Origin of the sequence: Nocardioides caricicola (assembly GCF_039541135.1) — a bacterium.
In the GTDB taxonomy this organism is placed as follows: Bacteria; Actinomycetota; Actinomycetes; order Propionibacteriales; family Nocardioidaceae; genus Nocardioides; species Nocardioides caricicola.
The window spans coordinates 308830-325222 of sequence record NZ_BAABFQ010000006.1; the positions used below are offsets into that span (position 1 = coordinate 308830).

16 protein-coding genes and 1 pseudogene are annotated in these 16393 nt (G+C 72.5%); 9 read left to right on the forward strand and 8 right to left on the reverse strand.

The genetic code is table 11. The features are described 5' to 3' along the window. Nucleotides 1–26: 26 nt before the first annotated feature. The 7 genes from ABD875_RS12790 (at nucleotide 27) to pabB (ending at nucleotide 8361) form a co-directional block, all read left to right on the forward strand. Nucleotides 27–2216, forward strand: a complete 2190-nt coding sequence (locus tag ABD875_RS12790; protein WP_345177283.1) for a HelD family protein — start codon at nucleotides 27–29, stop codon at nucleotides 2214–2216. Nucleotides 2217–2267: 51 nt separating this feature from the next. Beyond that, complete coding sequence (locus ABD875_RS12795) at nucleotides 2268–3794, forward strand: glycoside hydrolase family 5 protein (RefSeq protein ID WP_345177286.1); 1527 nt, start codon at nucleotides 2268–2270, stop codon at nucleotides 3792–3794. A gap of 16 nt (nucleotides 3795–3810) precedes the next feature. After that, entirely contained in the window at nucleotides 3811–5724 is a 1914-nt protein-coding gene (locus tag ABD875_RS12800; RefSeq protein WP_345177288.1) for an anthranilate synthase family protein, read from the forward strand. Nucleotides 5725–5857: 133 nt separating this feature from the next. Next, nucleotides 5858–6223 carry a nuclear transport factor 2 family protein gene (locus ABD875_RS12805; RefSeq protein WP_345177291.1) on the forward strand — a complete coding sequence of 122 codons (366 nt, stop codon included), beginning with the start codon at nucleotides 5858–5860 and terminating at the stop codon, nucleotides 6221–6223. A gap of 34 nt (nucleotides 6224–6257) precedes the next feature. Continuing rightward, nucleotides 6258–6503: a hypothetical protein gene (locus ABD875_RS12810; RefSeq protein WP_345177295.1), complete on the forward strand. Its 246-nt coding sequence runs from the start codon at nucleotides 6258–6260 to the stop codon at nucleotides 6501–6503. Nucleotides 6504–6544: 41 nt separating this feature from the next. Beyond that, nucleotides 6545–7111: an anthranilate synthase component II gene (locus ABD875_RS12815; protein WP_345177298.1), complete on the forward strand. Its 567-nt coding sequence runs from the start codon at nucleotides 6545–6547 to the stop codon at nucleotides 7109–7111. Then, nucleotides 7108–8361 carry an aminodeoxychorismate synthase component I gene (pabB, locus tag ABD875_RS12820; protein ID WP_345177300.1) on the forward strand — a complete coding sequence of 418 codons (1254 nt, stop codon included), beginning with the start codon at nucleotides 7108–7110 and terminating at the stop codon, nucleotides 8359–8361. The genes ABD875_RS12815 and pabB overlap by 4 nt, the downstream gene beginning before the upstream one ends. Here pabB and ABD875_RS12825 read toward each other — a convergent pair. Genes ABD875_RS12825 through ABD875_RS12850 form a run of 6 tightly spaced genes read right to left on the reverse strand, consistent with a single transcriptional unit; the run spans nucleotide 8358 to nucleotide 12798 of the window. Beyond that, entirely contained in the window at nucleotides 8358–8897 is a 540-nt protein-coding gene (locus ABD875_RS12825) for a hypothetical protein (RefSeq protein ID WP_345177303.1), read from the reverse strand. The genes pabB and ABD875_RS12825 overlap by 4 nt on opposite strands. Beyond that, nucleotides 8894–10288 (reverse strand): sensor histidine kinase, encoded by a 1395-nt coding sequence (locus ABD875_RS12830; protein WP_345177304.1) that lies wholly within the window; start codon nucleotides 10286–10288, stop codon nucleotides 8894–8896. The genes ABD875_RS12825 and ABD875_RS12830 overlap by 4 nt, the downstream gene beginning before the upstream one ends. Then, nucleotides 10285–10992 (reverse strand): response regulator transcription factor, encoded by a 708-nt coding sequence (locus ABD875_RS12835; RefSeq protein ID WP_345177306.1) that lies wholly within the window; start codon nucleotides 10990–10992, stop codon nucleotides 10285–10287. Before ABD875_RS12835 ends, ABD875_RS12830 begins: the two co-directional genes overlap by 4 nt. Before the next feature lie 45 nt (nucleotides 10993–11037). Beyond that, nucleotides 11038–11904, reverse strand: a complete 867-nt coding sequence (locus tag ABD875_RS12840; protein WP_345177309.1) for a fructosamine kinase family protein — start codon at nucleotides 11902–11904, stop codon at nucleotides 11038–11040. Next, nucleotides 11901–12416 carry a low molecular weight protein-tyrosine-phosphatase gene (locus tag ABD875_RS12845; protein WP_345177312.1) on the reverse strand — a complete coding sequence of 172 codons (516 nt, stop codon included), beginning with the start codon at nucleotides 12414–12416 and terminating at the stop codon, nucleotides 11901–11903. The genes ABD875_RS12840 and ABD875_RS12845 overlap by 4 nt, the downstream gene beginning before the upstream one ends. After that, on the reverse strand, nucleotides 12397–12798 hold the full coding sequence (locus tag ABD875_RS12850) for a phage holin family protein (protein ID WP_345177314.1): 402 nt from the start codon (nucleotides 12796–12798) through the stop codon (nucleotides 12397–12399). The genes ABD875_RS12845 and ABD875_RS12850 overlap by 20 nt, the downstream gene beginning before the upstream one ends. A gap of 145 nt (nucleotides 12799–12943) precedes the next feature. Between ABD875_RS12850 and ABD875_RS12855 the strand changes: the two genes are divergently transcribed. Further along, a complete protein-coding gene (locus ABD875_RS12855; protein WP_345177317.1) occupies nucleotides 12944–13492 on the forward strand; it encodes a VanZ family protein in 549 nt (182 codons plus the stop codon). A 10-nt stretch (nucleotides 13493–13502) separates the two neighbouring features. Next, the gene (gene hisC, locus ABD875_RS12860) at nucleotides 13503–14570 is read left to right on the forward strand and encodes a histidinol-phosphate transaminase (protein ID WP_345177320.1); all 1068 of its coding nucleotides are present in this window, start codon (nucleotides 13503–13505) and stop codon (nucleotides 14568–14570) included. Between the two features lie 45 nt (nucleotides 14571–14615). Here hisC and ABD875_RS12865 read toward each other — a convergent pair. Further along, nucleotides 14616–15785: pseudogene (locus ABD875_RS12865) on the reverse strand (MFS transporter); the annotation flags it as partial. After that, nucleotides 15782–16348, reverse strand: coding sequence for a helix-turn-helix domain-containing protein (locus ABD875_RS12870; RefSeq protein ID WP_345177322.1), 567 nt, complete (start codon nucleotides 16346–16348; stop codon nucleotides 15782–15784). The pseudogene ABD875_RS12865 and the gene ABD875_RS12870, both read right to left, overlap by 4 nt. Between the last annotated feature and the right edge of the window lie 45 nt (nucleotides 16349–16393).

Below are 16393 nucleotides of genomic sequence, written 5' to 3' on the forward strand. Positions count from 1 at the left end.
TCGGGCGGTCTCGAGGAGAAACTGAGTTGGACGAAGAGCTGGTCGAGCGGGAAGTCGCTGCCGAGCAGGCATTCGTGGACCGGGTGTACGTCCAGCTCGCGGCGTCCGCGGAGCAGGCCCAGGCGCTCGCCAAGGAGGGCCACAGCCGGGCCAACCTCGGGCACGAGGGCGGACTGGTCGAGCGGGACGCGATGGTGTTCCAGGCTGCCCGCCGCATCGCCCAGCTCGACGCCGCGCACGAGGGCCTGGTCTTCGGCCGCCTCGACATGGACCCCGGCCTCGACCCCGAGCCGCGCTACGTCGGCCGGATCGGTCTGCGCGACGCCAACCGCGACTCGCTGCTGATCGACTGGCGCGCCCCGGCCGCTGCGGTGTTCTACCAGGCGACCGCGGCCGAGCCGCACGCCGTCATCCGACGCCGCGTGCTGCGCTGCGCCGGCGCGACGGTCGTCGGCGTCGAGGACGAGCTGCTCGACGCCGAGGCGCTCGACCAGTCGGGGGCCGACCTGCCGATCGTCGGCGAGGGTGCGCTGATGGCCCAGCTGTCGCGCGCCCGCGACCGGTCGATGCACTCGATCGTCGCGACCATCCAGGCCGAGCAGGACAAGGCGATCCGCGCGCCGGGCAAGGGCGTCGTGTCGATCTCCGGCGGTCCCGGCACCGGCAAGACCGTGGTCGCGCTGCACCGCGCGGCGTACCTCCTCTACACCGACCGCCGTCGCTACGAGGGCGGCGGCGTGCTGATCGTCGGGCCGAGCGGCGTGTTCATGCGCTACATCGCCCGGGTGCTGCCGAGCCTCGGCGAGACCGCGGTCGCGCTGCGCTCGCTCGGCGAGGTCGTCGACGGGCTGCGGGCGACGCGGCACGACGAGCCGGCCGTCGCCGACGTGAAGGGCTCGGAGCGGATGGCCGAGCTGATGCGCAGGGCGGCGCGCCAGCAGGCGCCGGGGAGCCCCCGCGAGTTCCGGGTCTTCTGGCGCGACGACGTGATCCAGCTCGACTCCGGCAAGCTCAGCGCGACCCGGCGACAGCTGATGTCCCAGGGCCGCCGCAACCGGCAGCTCCCGCGGGTCACCAACGCCCTGCTGGACCAGATGTGGCGTCAGGTCCGCGGCGAGCGCGGTCGCGAGCGCGGTCGCGAGGCGTTCAACGACGAGATGCTCTCGAACCAGGCCTTCCTGGACTTCGCGGCCGCGTGGTGGCCGCCGCTCGACGCGGCCGAGGTGCTCGGCTGGCTGCGCGAGCCGGAGTTCCTCGCGCGCGTCGGCGACGGCGTCGTCAGCGCCGAGGAGCAGCGGCTGCTGCTGAAGTCCTGGGGCAGCGCCGACCTGTCGGTCGAGGACGTGCCCCTGGTCGACGAGCTGCGGTACGCCCTCGGTGACGTGCCGGCACGCACCGACGACGAACGGTCCCTGGACGACTCCGGCCTGCTGGAGGGCGGCCACGACCTGCAGGAGCTGTTCACCGCCGCCGACCGTGAGTACGCCCCCACCGGCCGGGCCTGGGCGCCCCCGACGCACAGCATCGAGGACGACGGCTTCGCGCACGTGCTGATCGACGAGGCGCAGGACCTCACGCCCATGCAGTGGCGCATGGTCGGGCGTCGCGGCCGCACCGCGTCGTGGACGATCGTCGGCGACCCGGCGCAGTCCTCGTGGCCGGTGCCCGCCGAGGCCGCCGCGGCCCGCGCCGCCGCGCTCGAGGGCAAGGAGGTGCACGAGTTCCACCTCTCGACGAACTACCGCAACTCGTCGGAGATCTACGCCTATGCCGCGGCGTACGCCGAGCGGGTCGGTCTCGACGCCGACCTCCCGACCGCGGTCCGTTCGACCGGGGTCGAGCCGTCGGTGCGCACCGGCGTCACCGACGTCGAGGCCGCGACCCGCGAGGCGGTCGCGGAGATCGCCGGCCAGGTCGGCGGCACCGTCGGCATCGTGGTCCCGGTCGCGCGCCGCTCGGAGGTCAACTCCTGGCTGGCGTCCTGGCCGGAGTTCGCCGACGACGCCCCGAGCGCCCGAGCGGCGGTCGACTCGTCGGTGACGCCGTCGGGTGACGACCGGATCGTGGTGCTGACCGGCCTCGACACCAAGGGCCTGGAGTTCGACGGGATCGTCGTCGTGCGCCCGCAGGAGATCGAGGACGAGTCGGCGACCGGCAAGGCGACGCTCTACGTGGTGCTCACCCGCGCGACCCAGCTGCTCACCACGCTGAGTTAACTTTCCGGACAATTCTGTCCGGAAAGTCGGGGTCCGATCTACGCTGCTGTGATGATCCGCACACTCGCCGCCACCGCGGCTCTCGTCGCATCGAGCCTGGTGACCGTCCCTGCCCTGGGCGCCGCGGCGCAGGCCGCCGACCGGCCGCTGCCGCGGCTGCACGCGACCCACGGCTCGGCCGCCGCGGTCCGCGACACGTCCGGCGCCCAGGTGCTGCTGCGCGCGGTGAACGTCAACCAGGTCGGCGAGTACTTCCAGGCCAACCCCGAGCTCCCGCCGACGGTCCCGCTCACCGAGGACGACTTCCGGGAGATCGCGCGGGTCGGCTTCAACAGCGTGCGCCTGATCGTGAGCTGGTCGAAGCTCGAGCCGACCCCGGGCGCCTACAACGAGGAGTATGTCGCCGAGATCAAGCAGGCCGTGAGGTGGGCCGCGGCGTACGACCTGTACGTCGTCCTCGACATGCACCAGGACGCGTACGGCATCGCGGTCGACACCCCCGACGACGTCACCTGCCCCGCCGGCACGCGTCCGAACAACGGCTGGGACGGCGCGCCGGCGTGGGCCACGATCACCGACGGCAGGTCCACCTGCACGGTGGGCGAGCGGGAGCTCGCGCCCGCGGTCATGCAGGCCTGGCAGCACTTCTACGACAACACCGCGGCTGAGGACGGGGTCGGCATCCAGACCCACCTGGTGAAGACCTGGGGCCGGCTGGCCGCGGACTTCGCCCGGAGCAGCACGGTCGCGGGCTACGACCTGCTGAACGAGCCGGGCTTCGGCTTCGACCCCGGTGCGAACGGCACCACCGACCTCGGTGCGTTCTACGGCCGCACGATCAAGGCGATCCGCGCCGCCGAGAAGGCCGCCGGCGGGTTCTCGCACATCGTGTTCTGGGAGCCGAGCGTGCTCTGGTCGGCGCTCGGCAGGACCGACGTACCGGCCCCGGGCTTCACCCGCGACAAGAACCTCGTCTTCGCCCCCCACATCTACGCCGAGTCGCTGTCGCCGAACACGATCCCCGCCGGCTTCTCCGCCGCCCGGACGGTGGCGCAACAGCACGGCGTCACCGTCTGGGGCGGCGAGTGGGGCTTCTGGCCCGAGCAGCCGGCCGACGCCGCCGACAAGATCGAGCGGTACGCCGCCGCCGAGGACGCCGCTGCGTGGGGCGGGGCGTGGTGGGACTGGAAGCAGGCGTGCGGCGACCCGCACGTCGCCCACGCTCCCGACGGCGTGACGGACCCGATCTCCGGCAGCCTGGTGCGCTACTCCTGCCCGGACCAGACCGAGCTCGGCATCGACCCGGCCTTCGGCGACGTGCTCAGCCGCCCTGCGCCTCGCGCGGTGCCCGGCCGGATCACCAAGCTGACGTCGGATGGGCGGACGGGCGACTTCCGGCTGACGGGCGTGCGCACCGGTGACGCGAAGCGCTGCGCGCTGCGGGTGTTCGTGCCCGAGCGGTTCGCCGACCTGAAGGTCCGCACCGAGGGCATCTCGAGGCTCAAGCCGACCCGGCGGCTCGGCAACGTCGTGCTGAAGGGCTGCGTCGCGGACAGCTTCAGCCTGCGGATCGGCTGACCCCTAGAGTCGTCCCATGACGACCACACCGACTGCCCGGGAAGCCATCGAGGCCATCCAGGGACACGAGGCGTGGGCGATCATCCGCCGCTCGACCCGGGCCGGTGACCGCGACACCGTGGGCATCGTCGGTGGCCGGCGCCGCGTGGTCGAGTCGCTGCTCGACGTCCCCCTCGAGGAGGGCGTGCCCGAGGCCGGCCACATCGCCGACCGGCTGCTCGCGATCCCGTTCCGCCAGGTCCGCGAGCGCGGCTTCGAGGCGCACGACGACGGGGCCCCGCTCGTCGTCGTCGACGTCGAGACCGAGCTGGAGTACACCGTCGCCGAGGTGGTCGACGCGATCGACGACACCGGTGTCGAGTTCGCCGACCGCGGCGGCTTCGAGACCGACGACGAGGAGTACGCCAAGCTCGTCGAGTCGATCATCAACGACGAGATCGGCCAGGGCGAGGGAGCCAACCTCGTCATCGGACGGCACTACCGCGCGCAGGTCGAGAACTGGAGCGCGGCGACCGCGCTGACCGTGCTCAAGCGCCTGCTCGAGCGCGAGCGCGGCGCGTACTGGACCTACGTCTTCTTCACCGGCGACCGGTTCCTGATCGGCGCCAGCCCCGAGCGGCACGTCTCGATCCACGGCGGCGACGTGCGGATGAACCCGATCAGCGGCACGTTCCGGATCCCGCGCGAGGGCGACGTACGGCGCCCGCTCCTGGACTTCCTCCACGACGAGAAGGAGATCTACGAGCTCTTCATGGTCGTCGACGAGGAGCTCAAGATGATGTGCGACATCTGCAACGAGGGCGGCCAGGTGCTCGGCCCGTTCCTCAAGCCGATGACGCACCTCGTGCACACCGAGTACCTCCTCGCCGGGCGTACGTCGCGGGACCCGCGCGAGGTGCTGCGCGACACCATGTACGCCGCCACCGTCACCGGCTCGCCCGTCGAGAACGCGTGCCGCCTGATCAAGCAGTACGAGGCCGAGGGCCGCGGCTACTACGGCGCGGCGCTGGCGATCCTCGGCCGCGACGAGCAGGGTGGGCCGGTCGTCGACAGCCCCATCGTGATCCGGTCGGCGGACGTCGACCTGTCCGGCCGGCTCAAGGTCACGGCCGGGGCGACCCTGGTCCGCGACTCCGACCCGGCGTACGAGGTCGCGGAGACCCACGCCAAGGCGGGCGGCATCCTCAGCGCGTTCGGGCTGGTGCCGGCCGCGCCGAAGCCGAGCATCAACCTCGTCGAGCTCGTGAACGACGAGGACGTGCTGCTCGCCCTGAACGCGCGCAACCGCCGGCTGTCCCGGTTCTGGCTGACCGACCAGGGCGGTTCGCCGCCGGACCGGCGGCTGGCCGGCAAGAGCGTGGTGATCCTCGACGGCGCGGACGACTTCGTGAACATGCTGCGTCACGTCCTCGGGGTGCTCGGCATGACGACGACCGTCGTGCGGCACGAGGACTACGCACCCGGAGTCCTCGACGGCTACGACCTGGTGATCGTCGGACCCGGCCCCGGCGACCCGCGCGACGGGGACGACCCGAAGATGGCGAACCTGCGCGCCGCGGTCGCCGAGCTGATGGCGGCCGAGCGGCCGTTCCTCGCGGTGTGCCTCGGCCACCAGGCGTTGTGCCACCACCTCGGCCTCGAGCTCACCTACAAGGACATCGTGTTCCAGGGCACCCAGTCGCCGGTGTCGATCGACGGCCGGACCGAGCGGGTGGGCTTCTACAACACGTTCGTCGGGCGCTCGTCGGAGCCGGTCCCCGGCGTCGAGATCGAGGCGGATGTCCAGACCGGTGACATCCACGCGCTGCGCGGGAGCCACTTCCGCGGCATCCAGTTCCACGCTGAGTCCATCCTCACCGAGCACGGATACGACCTTCTCCACGAAATCGTGGTGGAGCTTCTGCTCGAAGGAGATACATCCGCGGGTTGAGCCGCTAGGCTTGCCTCGTTGTACCAGCGGGGACCCGCTTCATGGGCCCGGTGAAGACTGCCCCCCAGCTTCATCGGGCCCTCCGCTATTTGCGGGTCTCGCCATCCCGCGAGACCGCGTGCATGCTGTGGTCATGACCAGCCTCGGTACGCAGTTCGCCACCGCCGTCGCCGCGAAGGACTCGGACGCGGTGCGCGCCCTGGTGGCCGACGACGTGGACTTCATGGGCCTGACGCCCCGGCGTCTCTGGGAGGGCGGCTCGCCGGACGAGCTCGTCGAGGTCCTCGGCACCTGGTTCGACACCGACGACCGCATCGACGAGCTGGTGGAGGTGGTCGATGGCGATCCCGTCGCCGACACGCAGCACGTGGCCTACCGGCTCCGCATCACGACGCCGGACGGGCCACACGCGGTCGCGCAGCAGGCGTACTACCGCGCCGACGGCGACCGGATCACCTACCTGCGCGTGATGTGCTCGGGCTTCCGCCCGATCGGGTGAGGCTGTGGGCCGGGGCACCTGGGTACGAACGGGCATGTTGGGCACCCGCGCCGAGAACCAGTCCTATCCCTACGACGTCGGCCACCACGAGCCCGGATCGGTGGCGGCGACCGGTCGCTGCTCCTGGCACGGCTGGGACGGCCGGACCGTCGAGTCGTGCAGCACCGAGGCCGTCGTCTCGTTCCAGGACCGCCAGGGCCACTGGCACTCCGGCTGCGCCGAGGCGCTGACCGAGCTCGTCGAGCGCGGTGAGGTCGAGCCGCTCGGCCAAGGAGCCTGACCGCTCCTCATCGGACCCCCGGGGACCACTAGGTTTGCCCCGTGGCAGTGCCGGACGTCGTTGTGGTCGATCACCACGACTCCTACACGTGGAACCTCGTGCACCTGGTGGCGTCGGTGACCGGGTCGCTGCCCGCCGTCGTCCAGCACGACGAGGTCGACGCCGACGCGGTGCTCGCCTACTCCCACGTGGTGCTGTCGCCCGGTCCCGGCCACCCGGCCGAGCCGGCGGACTTCGCGGTCGGCGGCGAGGTGCTGCGCCGGGCCGCCCGGCCGGTGCTCGGCGTGTGCCTCGGCATGCAGGGCCTCGTGACGACGTACGGCGGGACCGTGGGGCGGGTCGAGCCCGCACACGGCGAGGTCGCGCTCGTCGACCACGACGGCCGGGGTGTGTTCGCGGGTCTGCCCCAGCCGCTGAAGGCGGTCCGCTACCACTCGCTCGCGGCGCTGGACGTGCCCGACTGCCTCGAGGTGTCCGCGACCGCCGACGGCGTGGTGATGGGTGTGCGGCACCGCACGCTCCCGCTCGAGGGCGTCCAGTTCCACCCCGAGTCGATCCTCTCCGAGCAGGGCGCCGCCCTGGTCGCGAACTTCCTGGGGCAGCCGTGACCGACCCCGTCGCGTTCTTCCGCGACGTGGCGGCGACGTACCCCCGCAGCTTCTGGCTCGACGGCGGCGGCGCTCGGGAGTGGTCGGGCCGCCGGTCCATGGTCGGCTGGCTCGACGAGGACGACGTCTCGCTGACGTACGACGCCGCCACCCGGACCGTCACCCGGCACGCCGCCGGGACCGCGACGGTCGTCGGCGACGACGTGTTCGCCGCGCTGGAGGCGGAGCTGGCGCGGGGCGGCGCGGACGACCACTGGATCGGGTACCTCGGCTACGCCTGCCGCCCCGACCTGCCGGCGTCGGCCGGCTCCGCCCTCCCGGACGCGGTGTGGATGCGGCCGAAGCAGATCCGGTTCTTCGAGCACCCACTTCCCGGGCAATCCCTGACGTTCTCGGCCGAAGCTTCGCCCCAGAACGTCAGGTTTCCCCGGCCCACCGGGGAAACCGACGCCCCCACCGCCTACGCCGCCGCGTTCGACCGCGTCCAGCAGCACCTGCGCGCCGGCAACACCTACGAGGTCAACCTGACCTACCGGACGGAGACGACCAGCGAGCTGTCGCCGCTGGACGCCTACCTGCGCCTGCGCGAGATCAACCCCGCGCCGTACGCCGGGTTCCTCCAGCACCAGGGCTCCTGGCTGCTGAGCAGCAGCCCGGAGCGGTACGCGCTGGTCACCGCCGACCGGATGCTCGAGACCAAGCCGATCAAGGGCACGACGCCGCGGGGCAGCACGCCCGAGGAGGACGAGCGGCAGCGCGAGCGGCTCGCGAGCGACCCGAAGTTCCGCGCCGAGAACCTGATGATCGTGGACCTGCTCCGCAACGACCTGTCCATGGTGTGCGAGCCCGGCACCGTGGCCGTCCCGCACCTGATGGACGTCGAGTCCTACGAGTCCGTCCACCAGCTCGTCAGCACCGTCCGCGGGCACCTGCGCCCGGACGTCACCACCGTGCAGGCGCTGCGGGCGCTGTTCCCGGCGGGCTCGATGACCGGCGCGCCCAAGCTGCGCACCATGCAGGTGATCGACGAGGTGGAGGACACGCCCCGGGGCGCGTACGCCGGGGCTTTCGGCTGGATCTGCGCCGACGGCCGCGCCGACCTCGGGGTCGTGATCCGCAGCCTCGTCACGACCGGCGACGGGCGCTACCTGCTCGGCACCGGCGGCGGCATCACGGTCCGCTCCGAGGTAGCCGACGAGTACGCCGAGTCGCGGTGGAAGGCCGAGCGGCTCCTGCGCGCGCTGGGCTAGGGCGCCTCGGGGGCCAGCGTCGCCAGCTCCGCGAGCAGCCCGGTGGTCGCGTCGACCACCTCGTCCGCGTCGTACGGCGCGAGCTGCACGACGTTCACGCTCTGCACGAGCCCGTCGGTCTCGACGAAACCGGTGACCAGCAGCCCGGTCCGCCGCTCGCGGACCGCGAGCCGCGCCGCGTTCGCGCCGGGCACGTCGACAGGCCGGAGCTGGGAGCCCGCCGCGCCCATCGCGCCCATCGCGCCGAGCGCGGCGTCCAGGCCGCCGTCGAACCACAGGTAGTTCAGGTCGTACGCCGCCCCGCCCTCGGCCTTCGGCGTGAACGCGCAACGCGGCTCGTCGGCGGTGCCGGCCTGCTCGACCACCGACTCGCCGACGACCGCGGAGACCTGCTCGGCGGTGAGGTCGTCGCAGGGCGACCAGGCGACCGACATCAGCTCCTCGCCACTGGGCTCGTCGGGAGACGTCGGGTCCGACGAGCACGCGCCGGTCGCCAGCGACGCGAGCACGACGGCGGCGAGGGCGGCCGTCCTCACGGCGCGCCCACCGGCGGCGGGAGCGCGGCGCCCGGCAGCCGCATCACGAGCCGGGCCCCGCCGGACGGCGCGGCTCCCGCCTCGATCGACCCGGCGTGGCGCTCAGCGACCTGGCGCACGATCGCGAGACCCAGCCCGGAGCCGGGCATGGCCCGCGACTCCTGCGACCGGTAGAAGCGGTCGAAGATGTGGGGGAGGTCCTCCTCGGCGATGCCCGGCCCCTCGTCGTCGACGGTCAGGGTGCCGTCGGTGAGCCGGACGGTGACGGTGCCGCCCGCCGGGCTCCACTTCGCCGCGTTGTCGAGCAGGTTGGTCACCGCCCGCTCCAGGGTCGAGCTCTCGCCGACGACGAACCACGGGTCGCACTGCACGTCGATGGTCACGTCGAGCGCGCGTCGTCGTACCCGCGCCGCCGCGCGGTCCACGAGGTCGGCCAGGTCCACCGGCTCGACGATGTGCGTGAGCGGCTCGTCGCGGGCCAGCTCGACGAGGTCGCCGATGAGGTTGGTGAGCTCCTCGATCTGGGCGCGGACGTCGACGAGGAGCTCCTCGCGGGCGCCGGGCGGGAGCGCGTCGTCCGCGCTGTCGACCTGGCTGAGCAGCTCGATGTTGGTGCGCAGCGAGGTGAGCGGGGTCCGCAGCTCGTGGCTGGCGTCGGCGACCAGCTGGCGCTGGCGCTCCCGCGACGCCTCGAGCGCGGCGAGCATCTGGTTGAAGGCGGTCGCGAGCCGGGCGATCTCGTCGTCGCCCTCGACCGGGATCGGACGCAGGTCCTCGGTGCGGGCGATCTCCTCCACGGCCGAGGTCAGCCGGCGCACCGGCCGCAGCCCGCCCTGGGCGACCGCCCAGCCGGCCATGCCGGCGGCGATCACGCCTGCGGTGCCGAACAGGAACATCACGATCCCGAGCCGGCGCAGCACCGACTCCTGGGTGTCGAGCGACTGGGCGATGAGCATCGTCTCGCCCTCGCCGCGGTTCACCGCCACGACCCGCCACTCGGACTTCCCGTCGGTGCTGTCGATCGTGCGCACCGACTGCTGGGCGTCGCCCTTGATGACCTTCAGCTCCGGCCCGCCGCTCAGGTCGAACTCCGGCAGCCGGTCGGTGACCGCGACGGAGTCGGTGAAGCAGACGATCCAGCTGTCCGCGGCGCCGAGGTACGCCGACGGCACCGGGGTGTCGCACAGCCCGGTCGACGCCGACCGGGCCCGCTCGATCAGCTGGTTGTCGACGGCCGCCTGGAGCTGCATCCGCACGGTCACGTAGACACCACAGGCCATGAACGCCACGGTGACCCCGACCGCGATCGTCGTGAGCATGGTGACCCGGCTGGCCAGCGAGCGCCGGTAGTGCCAACGACCGTCAGGCTCCCGGGTGTCGGGCGTGCTCACGATTCCTTCATGACGTAGCCGACACCACGCACCGTGTGGATGAGCCGGGGCTCGGCCTCGGCCTCGGTCTTGCGACGCAGGTAACCGACGTACACCTCGAGCGAGTTGGCGGTCGTGGGGAAGTCGTAGCCCCACACCTCCTCCAGGATGAAGCTGCGCTCGAGGACGCGGCGCGGCCGGCGCATGAACATCTCGAGCAGCGCGAACTCCGTGCGCGTCAGCTCGATCAGCCGATCACCGCGCCGGACCTCGCGGGTGGCGAGGTCCATGGTGAGGTCGGAGAACTGCAGCGTCTCGTCGGTGGCCTCGTCGTCGCGGGGGAGGCGTCGCAGCAGCGCCCGGAGCCGGGCGAGCAGCTCCACCAGCGCGAACGGCTTGGTGAGGTAGTCGTCGGCGCCGGCGTCGAGACCCTCGACCCGGTCGCCCACGGCGTCGCGGGCGGTCAGCACGAGGATCGGCACGTCGTTGCCCGCGCTGCGCAGGGCCCGCGTCGCCTCGATCCCGTTCAGCCGCGGCATCATCACGTCCATGATCACGACGTCCGGCGCGGTCGCGGCGATCACGGCGAGCGCCTCGGCACCGTCCCCGGCCAGCGCGACCTCGTAGCCGTTGAACTCGAGCGAACGGCGCAGCGACTCCCGGACGGCCTTGTCGTCGTCGACGACGAGCACCCGGGACTTCGGGGCCGAGCTGGCGGTGGTCACGGCGTCACTCTGCCAGCGCAGCCTGAGCCGTCGCTGAGAGTCCGCTCATGCGTACCGTCCGGCGAGCTCGGCCGCCCGCGCCCCGTAGCCCCCGCCGAAGTGGCAGGCGTGCACGAGCAGCGGGAAGATCTGGTGCAGCGCGGCGCGGTCCTCCCAGCCCTCCGCGAGCGGCGCGGTCTCGGTGTAGGCGTCGAGCACGCGGGGCAGGTGCGGCAGGCCGAAGAGCGCCAGCATCGCCAGGTCCGCCTCGCGGTGACCGCCGTACGACGCCGGGTCGATCAGCCAGGCGTGACCGTCGAGACCCCAGATGACGTTGCCGTTCCAGAGGTCTCCGTGCAGCCGCGCCGGCGGCTCCTCGGGGACCAGCCCGGGGAGCCGGGGGACCAGCGCCTCGATGGTCGCGGCCTCCTCCGGGGTGACCGCGCCGCGGTCGCGGGCGAGCTTGAGGTACGGCAGCACCCGGCGTACGGCGTAGAACTCCGCCCAGGTGTCGGTGGGCCGGTTCGGCAGCGGCAGCCGCCCGATGAAGCCGTCGCGGTCGAGGCCGAAGGAGGGCGCCCCGGCGGCGTGCGTCGTCGCGAGCTCGCGGCCGAGCGCGGCGGCGGCGTCCACGTTGCTCTTGCCGGGCTCGACCCACCGCACGATCACGCACTCGTGGTCGACCCCGAGCACGTCCGGCACGTGCGCCCCGCCGCGGTCGGTCGCCTCCGCCAGCCAGCGCAGCCCGGCCGCCTCCTCGGCGAAGAAGTCGGCCGGGGCGTGGGGGAGCGTCTTCATCAGCGCGGTCGTGCCGTCGCTGAGCCGCAGCCGGGTGGCCGTCGCGATGTCGCCGCCGGCGACCGGGGCCGTGGCCACCACCGACGAGCCGAGGAGCTCCTCGGCGCGGCGTGCGACCAACGGCTGCCGGGTCACGGGGTGTGCTCACCCCAGGGCCGCTGGCTCTCCAGCGCGGCGACCAGGGACCGCGCGGTCCGCTCCACCATCGCGAGCACCTCCTCGAATCCGGAGTCACCACCGTAGTACGGGTCCGGTACGTCGCCACCGGGTTCGAGGGGGTCGAACGCGCGAAATGCCATCACCCGGTCGTTCGCGCCGCCGATGTCGGCGAGGTTCTGGGCGTCCATCGCGAGCACCAGGTCGGCGTCGTCGTTGCCCGCCCACTGCTGGGCGCGGTGCCGGGTGGCGTCGTACCCGGCCGCGGTCAGCGTGGCCGCCGCACGGGGGTCCATCGGGTTGCCGACGTGCCAGCCGCCGGTGCCCGAGCTGCTCACCGAGACCCGGTCGTCGAGCCCGGCGTCGGCGATCCGCTCCTGGAGCACGACGTCGGCCATGGGCGAGCGGCAGATGTTGCCGAGGCAGACCACGGCGACCCGGTAGGTGCCGGGCCGCCGCGCCGCGGGGAGCTCAGGCGTCTTCGGTGTCACCGATGAAGAAGCCGACGATCCAGGTGACGACGGTGATCACGATCGCGCCACCGACGGCGTTCCAGAACCCGTCGACGTAGAAGTCGATGTCGAAGAGCCCGACCAGCCACTCGGTGAAGAACAGCATCAGCGCGTTGATCAGGAGCAGGAACAGCCCCAGCGTCACGATGATGAACGGGAGCGACAACAGCTTGATGATCGGGGCGACGAACGAGTTGACGATGCCCATGATCAGCGCCACGAAGAGCAGCGACCAGAAGTTGTCGGCGACCTCGTCCCAGCCGGACGAGCCTTCGAAGCCGATGCCGTCGAAGATCACACAGGCCGCACCCAGGGCGACGACGTTCGTGGCGAGCCAGGCGATGAACTTGAGGAGTCCCACCCGGGCACTCTAGGGCCGGGGCGGTCCGATGTCGCTGAGGATCGCGGGTGGGTGGCCGTGCCTCCTGCTGCAGGATTGCACCGACCCACCCCCCCACCGCCGCCGCGCCACACGACCGCACCGGCCCGCCCGCTACCGTCGAGACGTGTTTCCGGTAGGCGGCGTGGGCGTGATGCTGTTCCTCGTCGCCGTGTCCGGACTGGTGTGCGGGTTGCTGGCGTGGGGGCTGAGGCCCCGGCTCGGGTGGCTCAGCGCCGCCTCGATCGCCGGCTTCGTGTGGTGCCTGGCGATCCTGGCCACGATCACGCTGATCCCCGCGAACGGCGCTCCCGGGGTCGTCTCGGCCGAGGACCGGCTGAGCACGTGCTCGTGGGACATCGGCGGGCCGGCGCCGGAGGGCTTCTGGATCTTCGCCGGCGGCCAGCGGATGCTGAACACGCTGGTCTTCGTCCCGGCCGGCGCGCTGCTCGTGCTGGCGTGCGCGCGCTGGCGCGCCGCGTGGGTGCTGGTCCCGCTGGGGTTCGTCGGCCTGGTGGGCTTCTCGGTCGCCATCGAGGCCACCCAGCTCGCGCTGGCCCGCATCGACCGGGCGTGCGACGTCACCGACGTCATCGACAACGCGACCGGCGCGGCGATCGGGGTCGGCATCGGCGTCGTGCTGGCCGTGGTCCTCCGGCCCTGGCAGCGTCGTTAGGGTGCCAGGCATGACCACCCCTCAGCCTCGAGCGAACGTGGCGGAGATCCCGCCGTACGTCGCCGGGAAGCCGCCGACGGTCCGACCCGGGATGACGTCGTACAAGCTCTCCTCCAACGAGAACCCCTACCCGCCGCTGCCGGGTGTGATCGCCGCGGTGCAGGCGGGGGTGGTGGCGATGAACCGCTACCCCGACATGGGCGCCACGATGCTGTACGACGCGCTCGCGGAGAAGTTCGACGTGCCGGTCGGGCACCTGTCGGTGGCGACCGGCTCGGTCGGCCTGATCTACCAGCTGGTGCAGGCGTTCTGCGACCCCGGCGACGAAGTCGTGTTCGCGTGGCGCTCGTTCGAGGCCTACCCGATCGCGGTCACCGCCGCCGGCGCCACCTCGGTGCGTGTCCCGGTGCTCGCCGACGGCCGGCACGACCTCGACGCGATGGCCGACGCGATCACCGACCGCACCAAGATCGTGCTGGTCTGCACGCCCAACAACCCCACCGGCCCGGCCGTCACCCAGAGCGAGCTCGACGCGTTCCTCGCCCGGGTCCCGTCGCACGTGCTGGTGGTCGTCGACGAGGCGTACGTCGAGTTCGTCCGGATGGACGACCCGGTCGACGGGCTGGCGACGTACCGCCGCCACGAGAACGTCGTGCTCACCCGCACGTTCTCCAAGGCCTACGGCCTGGCCGGGTTCCGGGTCGGGTACGCCGTCGGCCCCGACCCGATCGCGGCCGCGCTGCGCGCCGTGTCGCTGCCGTTCGGCGTCTCCACGGTCGCGCAGCTCGCGGCCGTCGAGTCCCTGGCCCGGCAGGAGGAGCTGCTCGAGCGGGTCGAGGCGCTGGTCGCCGAGCGGACCCGCGTGGTGAACGGGCTGCGCGACGCCGGCTGGGACGTCCCCGAGGCGCAGGGCAACTTCGTGTGGTTCGAGCTAGGCGACCGGACCGCCGACTTCGCGGCTGCGGCCGACGAGGCCGGCATCGTCGTGCGGCCGTTCGCCGGCGAGGGTGCTCGCGTCTCCATCGGCGAGGTCGAGGCCAACGACCGGCTGCTCCAGGTCGCCGCCGCCTTCCGGTGACGGACGCCGGTCCAGCTCGCGCCAGCGCGGGTCGAGGGCCGGGAGCATCGTCACCGCGAGGTACGCCGCACCGATGACGAGCAGCGCGGGCGACAGCCCGAACCCGGCGATCAGGAGGCCGCCGACGATCCCGCCGAACGGCATCAGCGCGAAGCACATCGCCGTGGTGAGGGAGGTGACCCGGCCCACCAGCGGCGCGGGGATCCGCTCGAAGATCACCGCGCCCAGGATCGGGTTGATGAAGCCCGCGGCGAAGCCACCGGCGACGCACACGGCGAGCACCGCCCAGATCGGCACGTCGAGAGCGAAGACCACGTACCGCGGTGCGCCGCAGACGAGGAAGGCGATCAGGTAGGTCTTGTAGCGAGGCAGCCGTGCGGCCCAGGCCGAGGCGCAGATCGCGCCGAGCGCGGCCGCGCCGCCGAAGGCCGCGAACACCAGGCCGACGGTCGCAGCGCTGCCGGTGGTCTCCTCGGCCCAGACCGGCACCAGGACGGCGGCGTACGCGATGTCGAAGAGGTTCGTCAGCGAGACCATCACCGCGATCCCGAGCAGCACCCGGTCGCCGCGCAGGAACTGCCACCCCTCGCGCAACCGGACGACGTACGGCGTCGTCTCGTCGGCGTCCTCGGTCTGCACCCGGGGCATCGCGCGGGTCGCCCAGGCGAGGACGGCCGCCGAGAGGCCGAAGCTGAGGGCGTCGACGACGAGCGCGTCGGCGGCTCCGATCCAGGCGACCAGGCCGCCGGCCATGGCGGCGCCGAGGAGCCCGGAGGTCCGCTCGACGGTCGAGTGCAGGCCGGTGGCCCGCTCCATCGGCACTCCGGCCTCCGCGACCACGGCCGGCGTCAGCGCGGACTTGGCCGCGTCTCCGGGGCCGCGCAGCGCCCCCGCGACCGCGACCAGCAGCAGGAACACCGGGAACGGCAGCCAGCCGGACTCGTGCAGCAGCGGGATCGCGCCGACGGCGAGCACCGACAGCAGGTCGCAGGTGATCGCGACCCGGCGCGCTCCGACCCGGTCGATCACCGGGCCGCCGAGGATCTTGAGCAGGACCAGCGGCAGCATCTCGGCGAGCGCGACGAGCCCCGTCTTCGTGGCGCTCCCGGTCGTGGTCAGCACGAACCACGGCAGGGCGACCATCGACACCCGGGTGCCGGTCAGCGAGATCGCCTCGGCGGTCAGCCAGCCGTAGAGCGGGCGGCGCGTGCTCATCGGTCGCCTCCGACCTTGCCGGGGTAGGGGAAGGCCGACAGCTGCACCATGAACGGCGCGGCCTCGTCGCCCTCCTCGTCGTCCTCCTCGTCGATCATCGTCTCGAGCTGCTCGACCAGTGCCTTGGCCTTGCTGGGGGTCAGCGTCACGACCCAGTCGCTGTACGTCGTCGCGTCGCGCCACGGCTCGGCCAGCAGCGGGAGCTCCTCGACCGAGCGCTGCAGCAGCTCGCTCATCACCACGACCACCGACTGCAGGTAGGCGTCGAGGGTGTCCCGCTCGTCGGGGTCGGCGGGGGCGACCTCGGTGGTGGTGGAGCGGTGCGCCGCCATCCACCAGCGGTCGCGGCCGTTGCCGCGGCTGGAGTCCTCGATCACGAAGCCGTGCTGGGCCAGCTGGCGCAGGTGGTACGACGTCGCGCCGGTGTTGAGGCCGAGCCGGGCGGCCAGCGTCGTGGCGGTCGCCGGACCGTCGATGCGCAGGAGGCCGAGCATCCGCACCCGGATCGGGTGCGTGAGCGCCTTGAGGTCCTGGGGTGAGGGGGTGATCGAGGAGCGGTCCATGCGAGCACCGTACAACTGCATAGAGTTGTTTGCAAAGAGTTCTTT

Bases quoted from the DNA above. Each gene is read 5' to 3' on its own strand.
- ABD875_RS12795 (WP_345177286.1), top strand. From the start codon at position 2,268: ATGATCCGCACACTCGCCGCCACCGCGGCTCTCGTCGCATCGAGCCTG.
- ABD875_RS12800 (WP_345177288.1), top strand. From the start codon at position 3,811: ATGACGACCACACCGACTGCCCGGGAAGCCATCGAGGCCATCCAGGGA.
- ABD875_RS12805 (WP_345177291.1), top strand. From the start codon at position 5,858: ATGACCAGCCTCGGTACGCAGTTCGCCACCGCCGTCGCCGCGAAGGAC.
- ABD875_RS12810 (WP_345177295.1), top strand. From the start codon at position 6,258: ATGTTGGGCACCCGCGCCGAGAACCAGTCCTATCCCTACGACGTCGGC.
- hisC (WP_345177320.1), top strand. From the start codon at position 13,503: ATGACCACCCCTCAGCCTCGAGCGAACGTGGCGGAGATCCCGCCGTAC.
- ABD875_RS12870 (WP_345177322.1), bottom strand. From the start codon at position 16,348: ATGGACCGCTCCTCGATCACCCCCTCACCCCAGGACCTCAAGGCGCTC.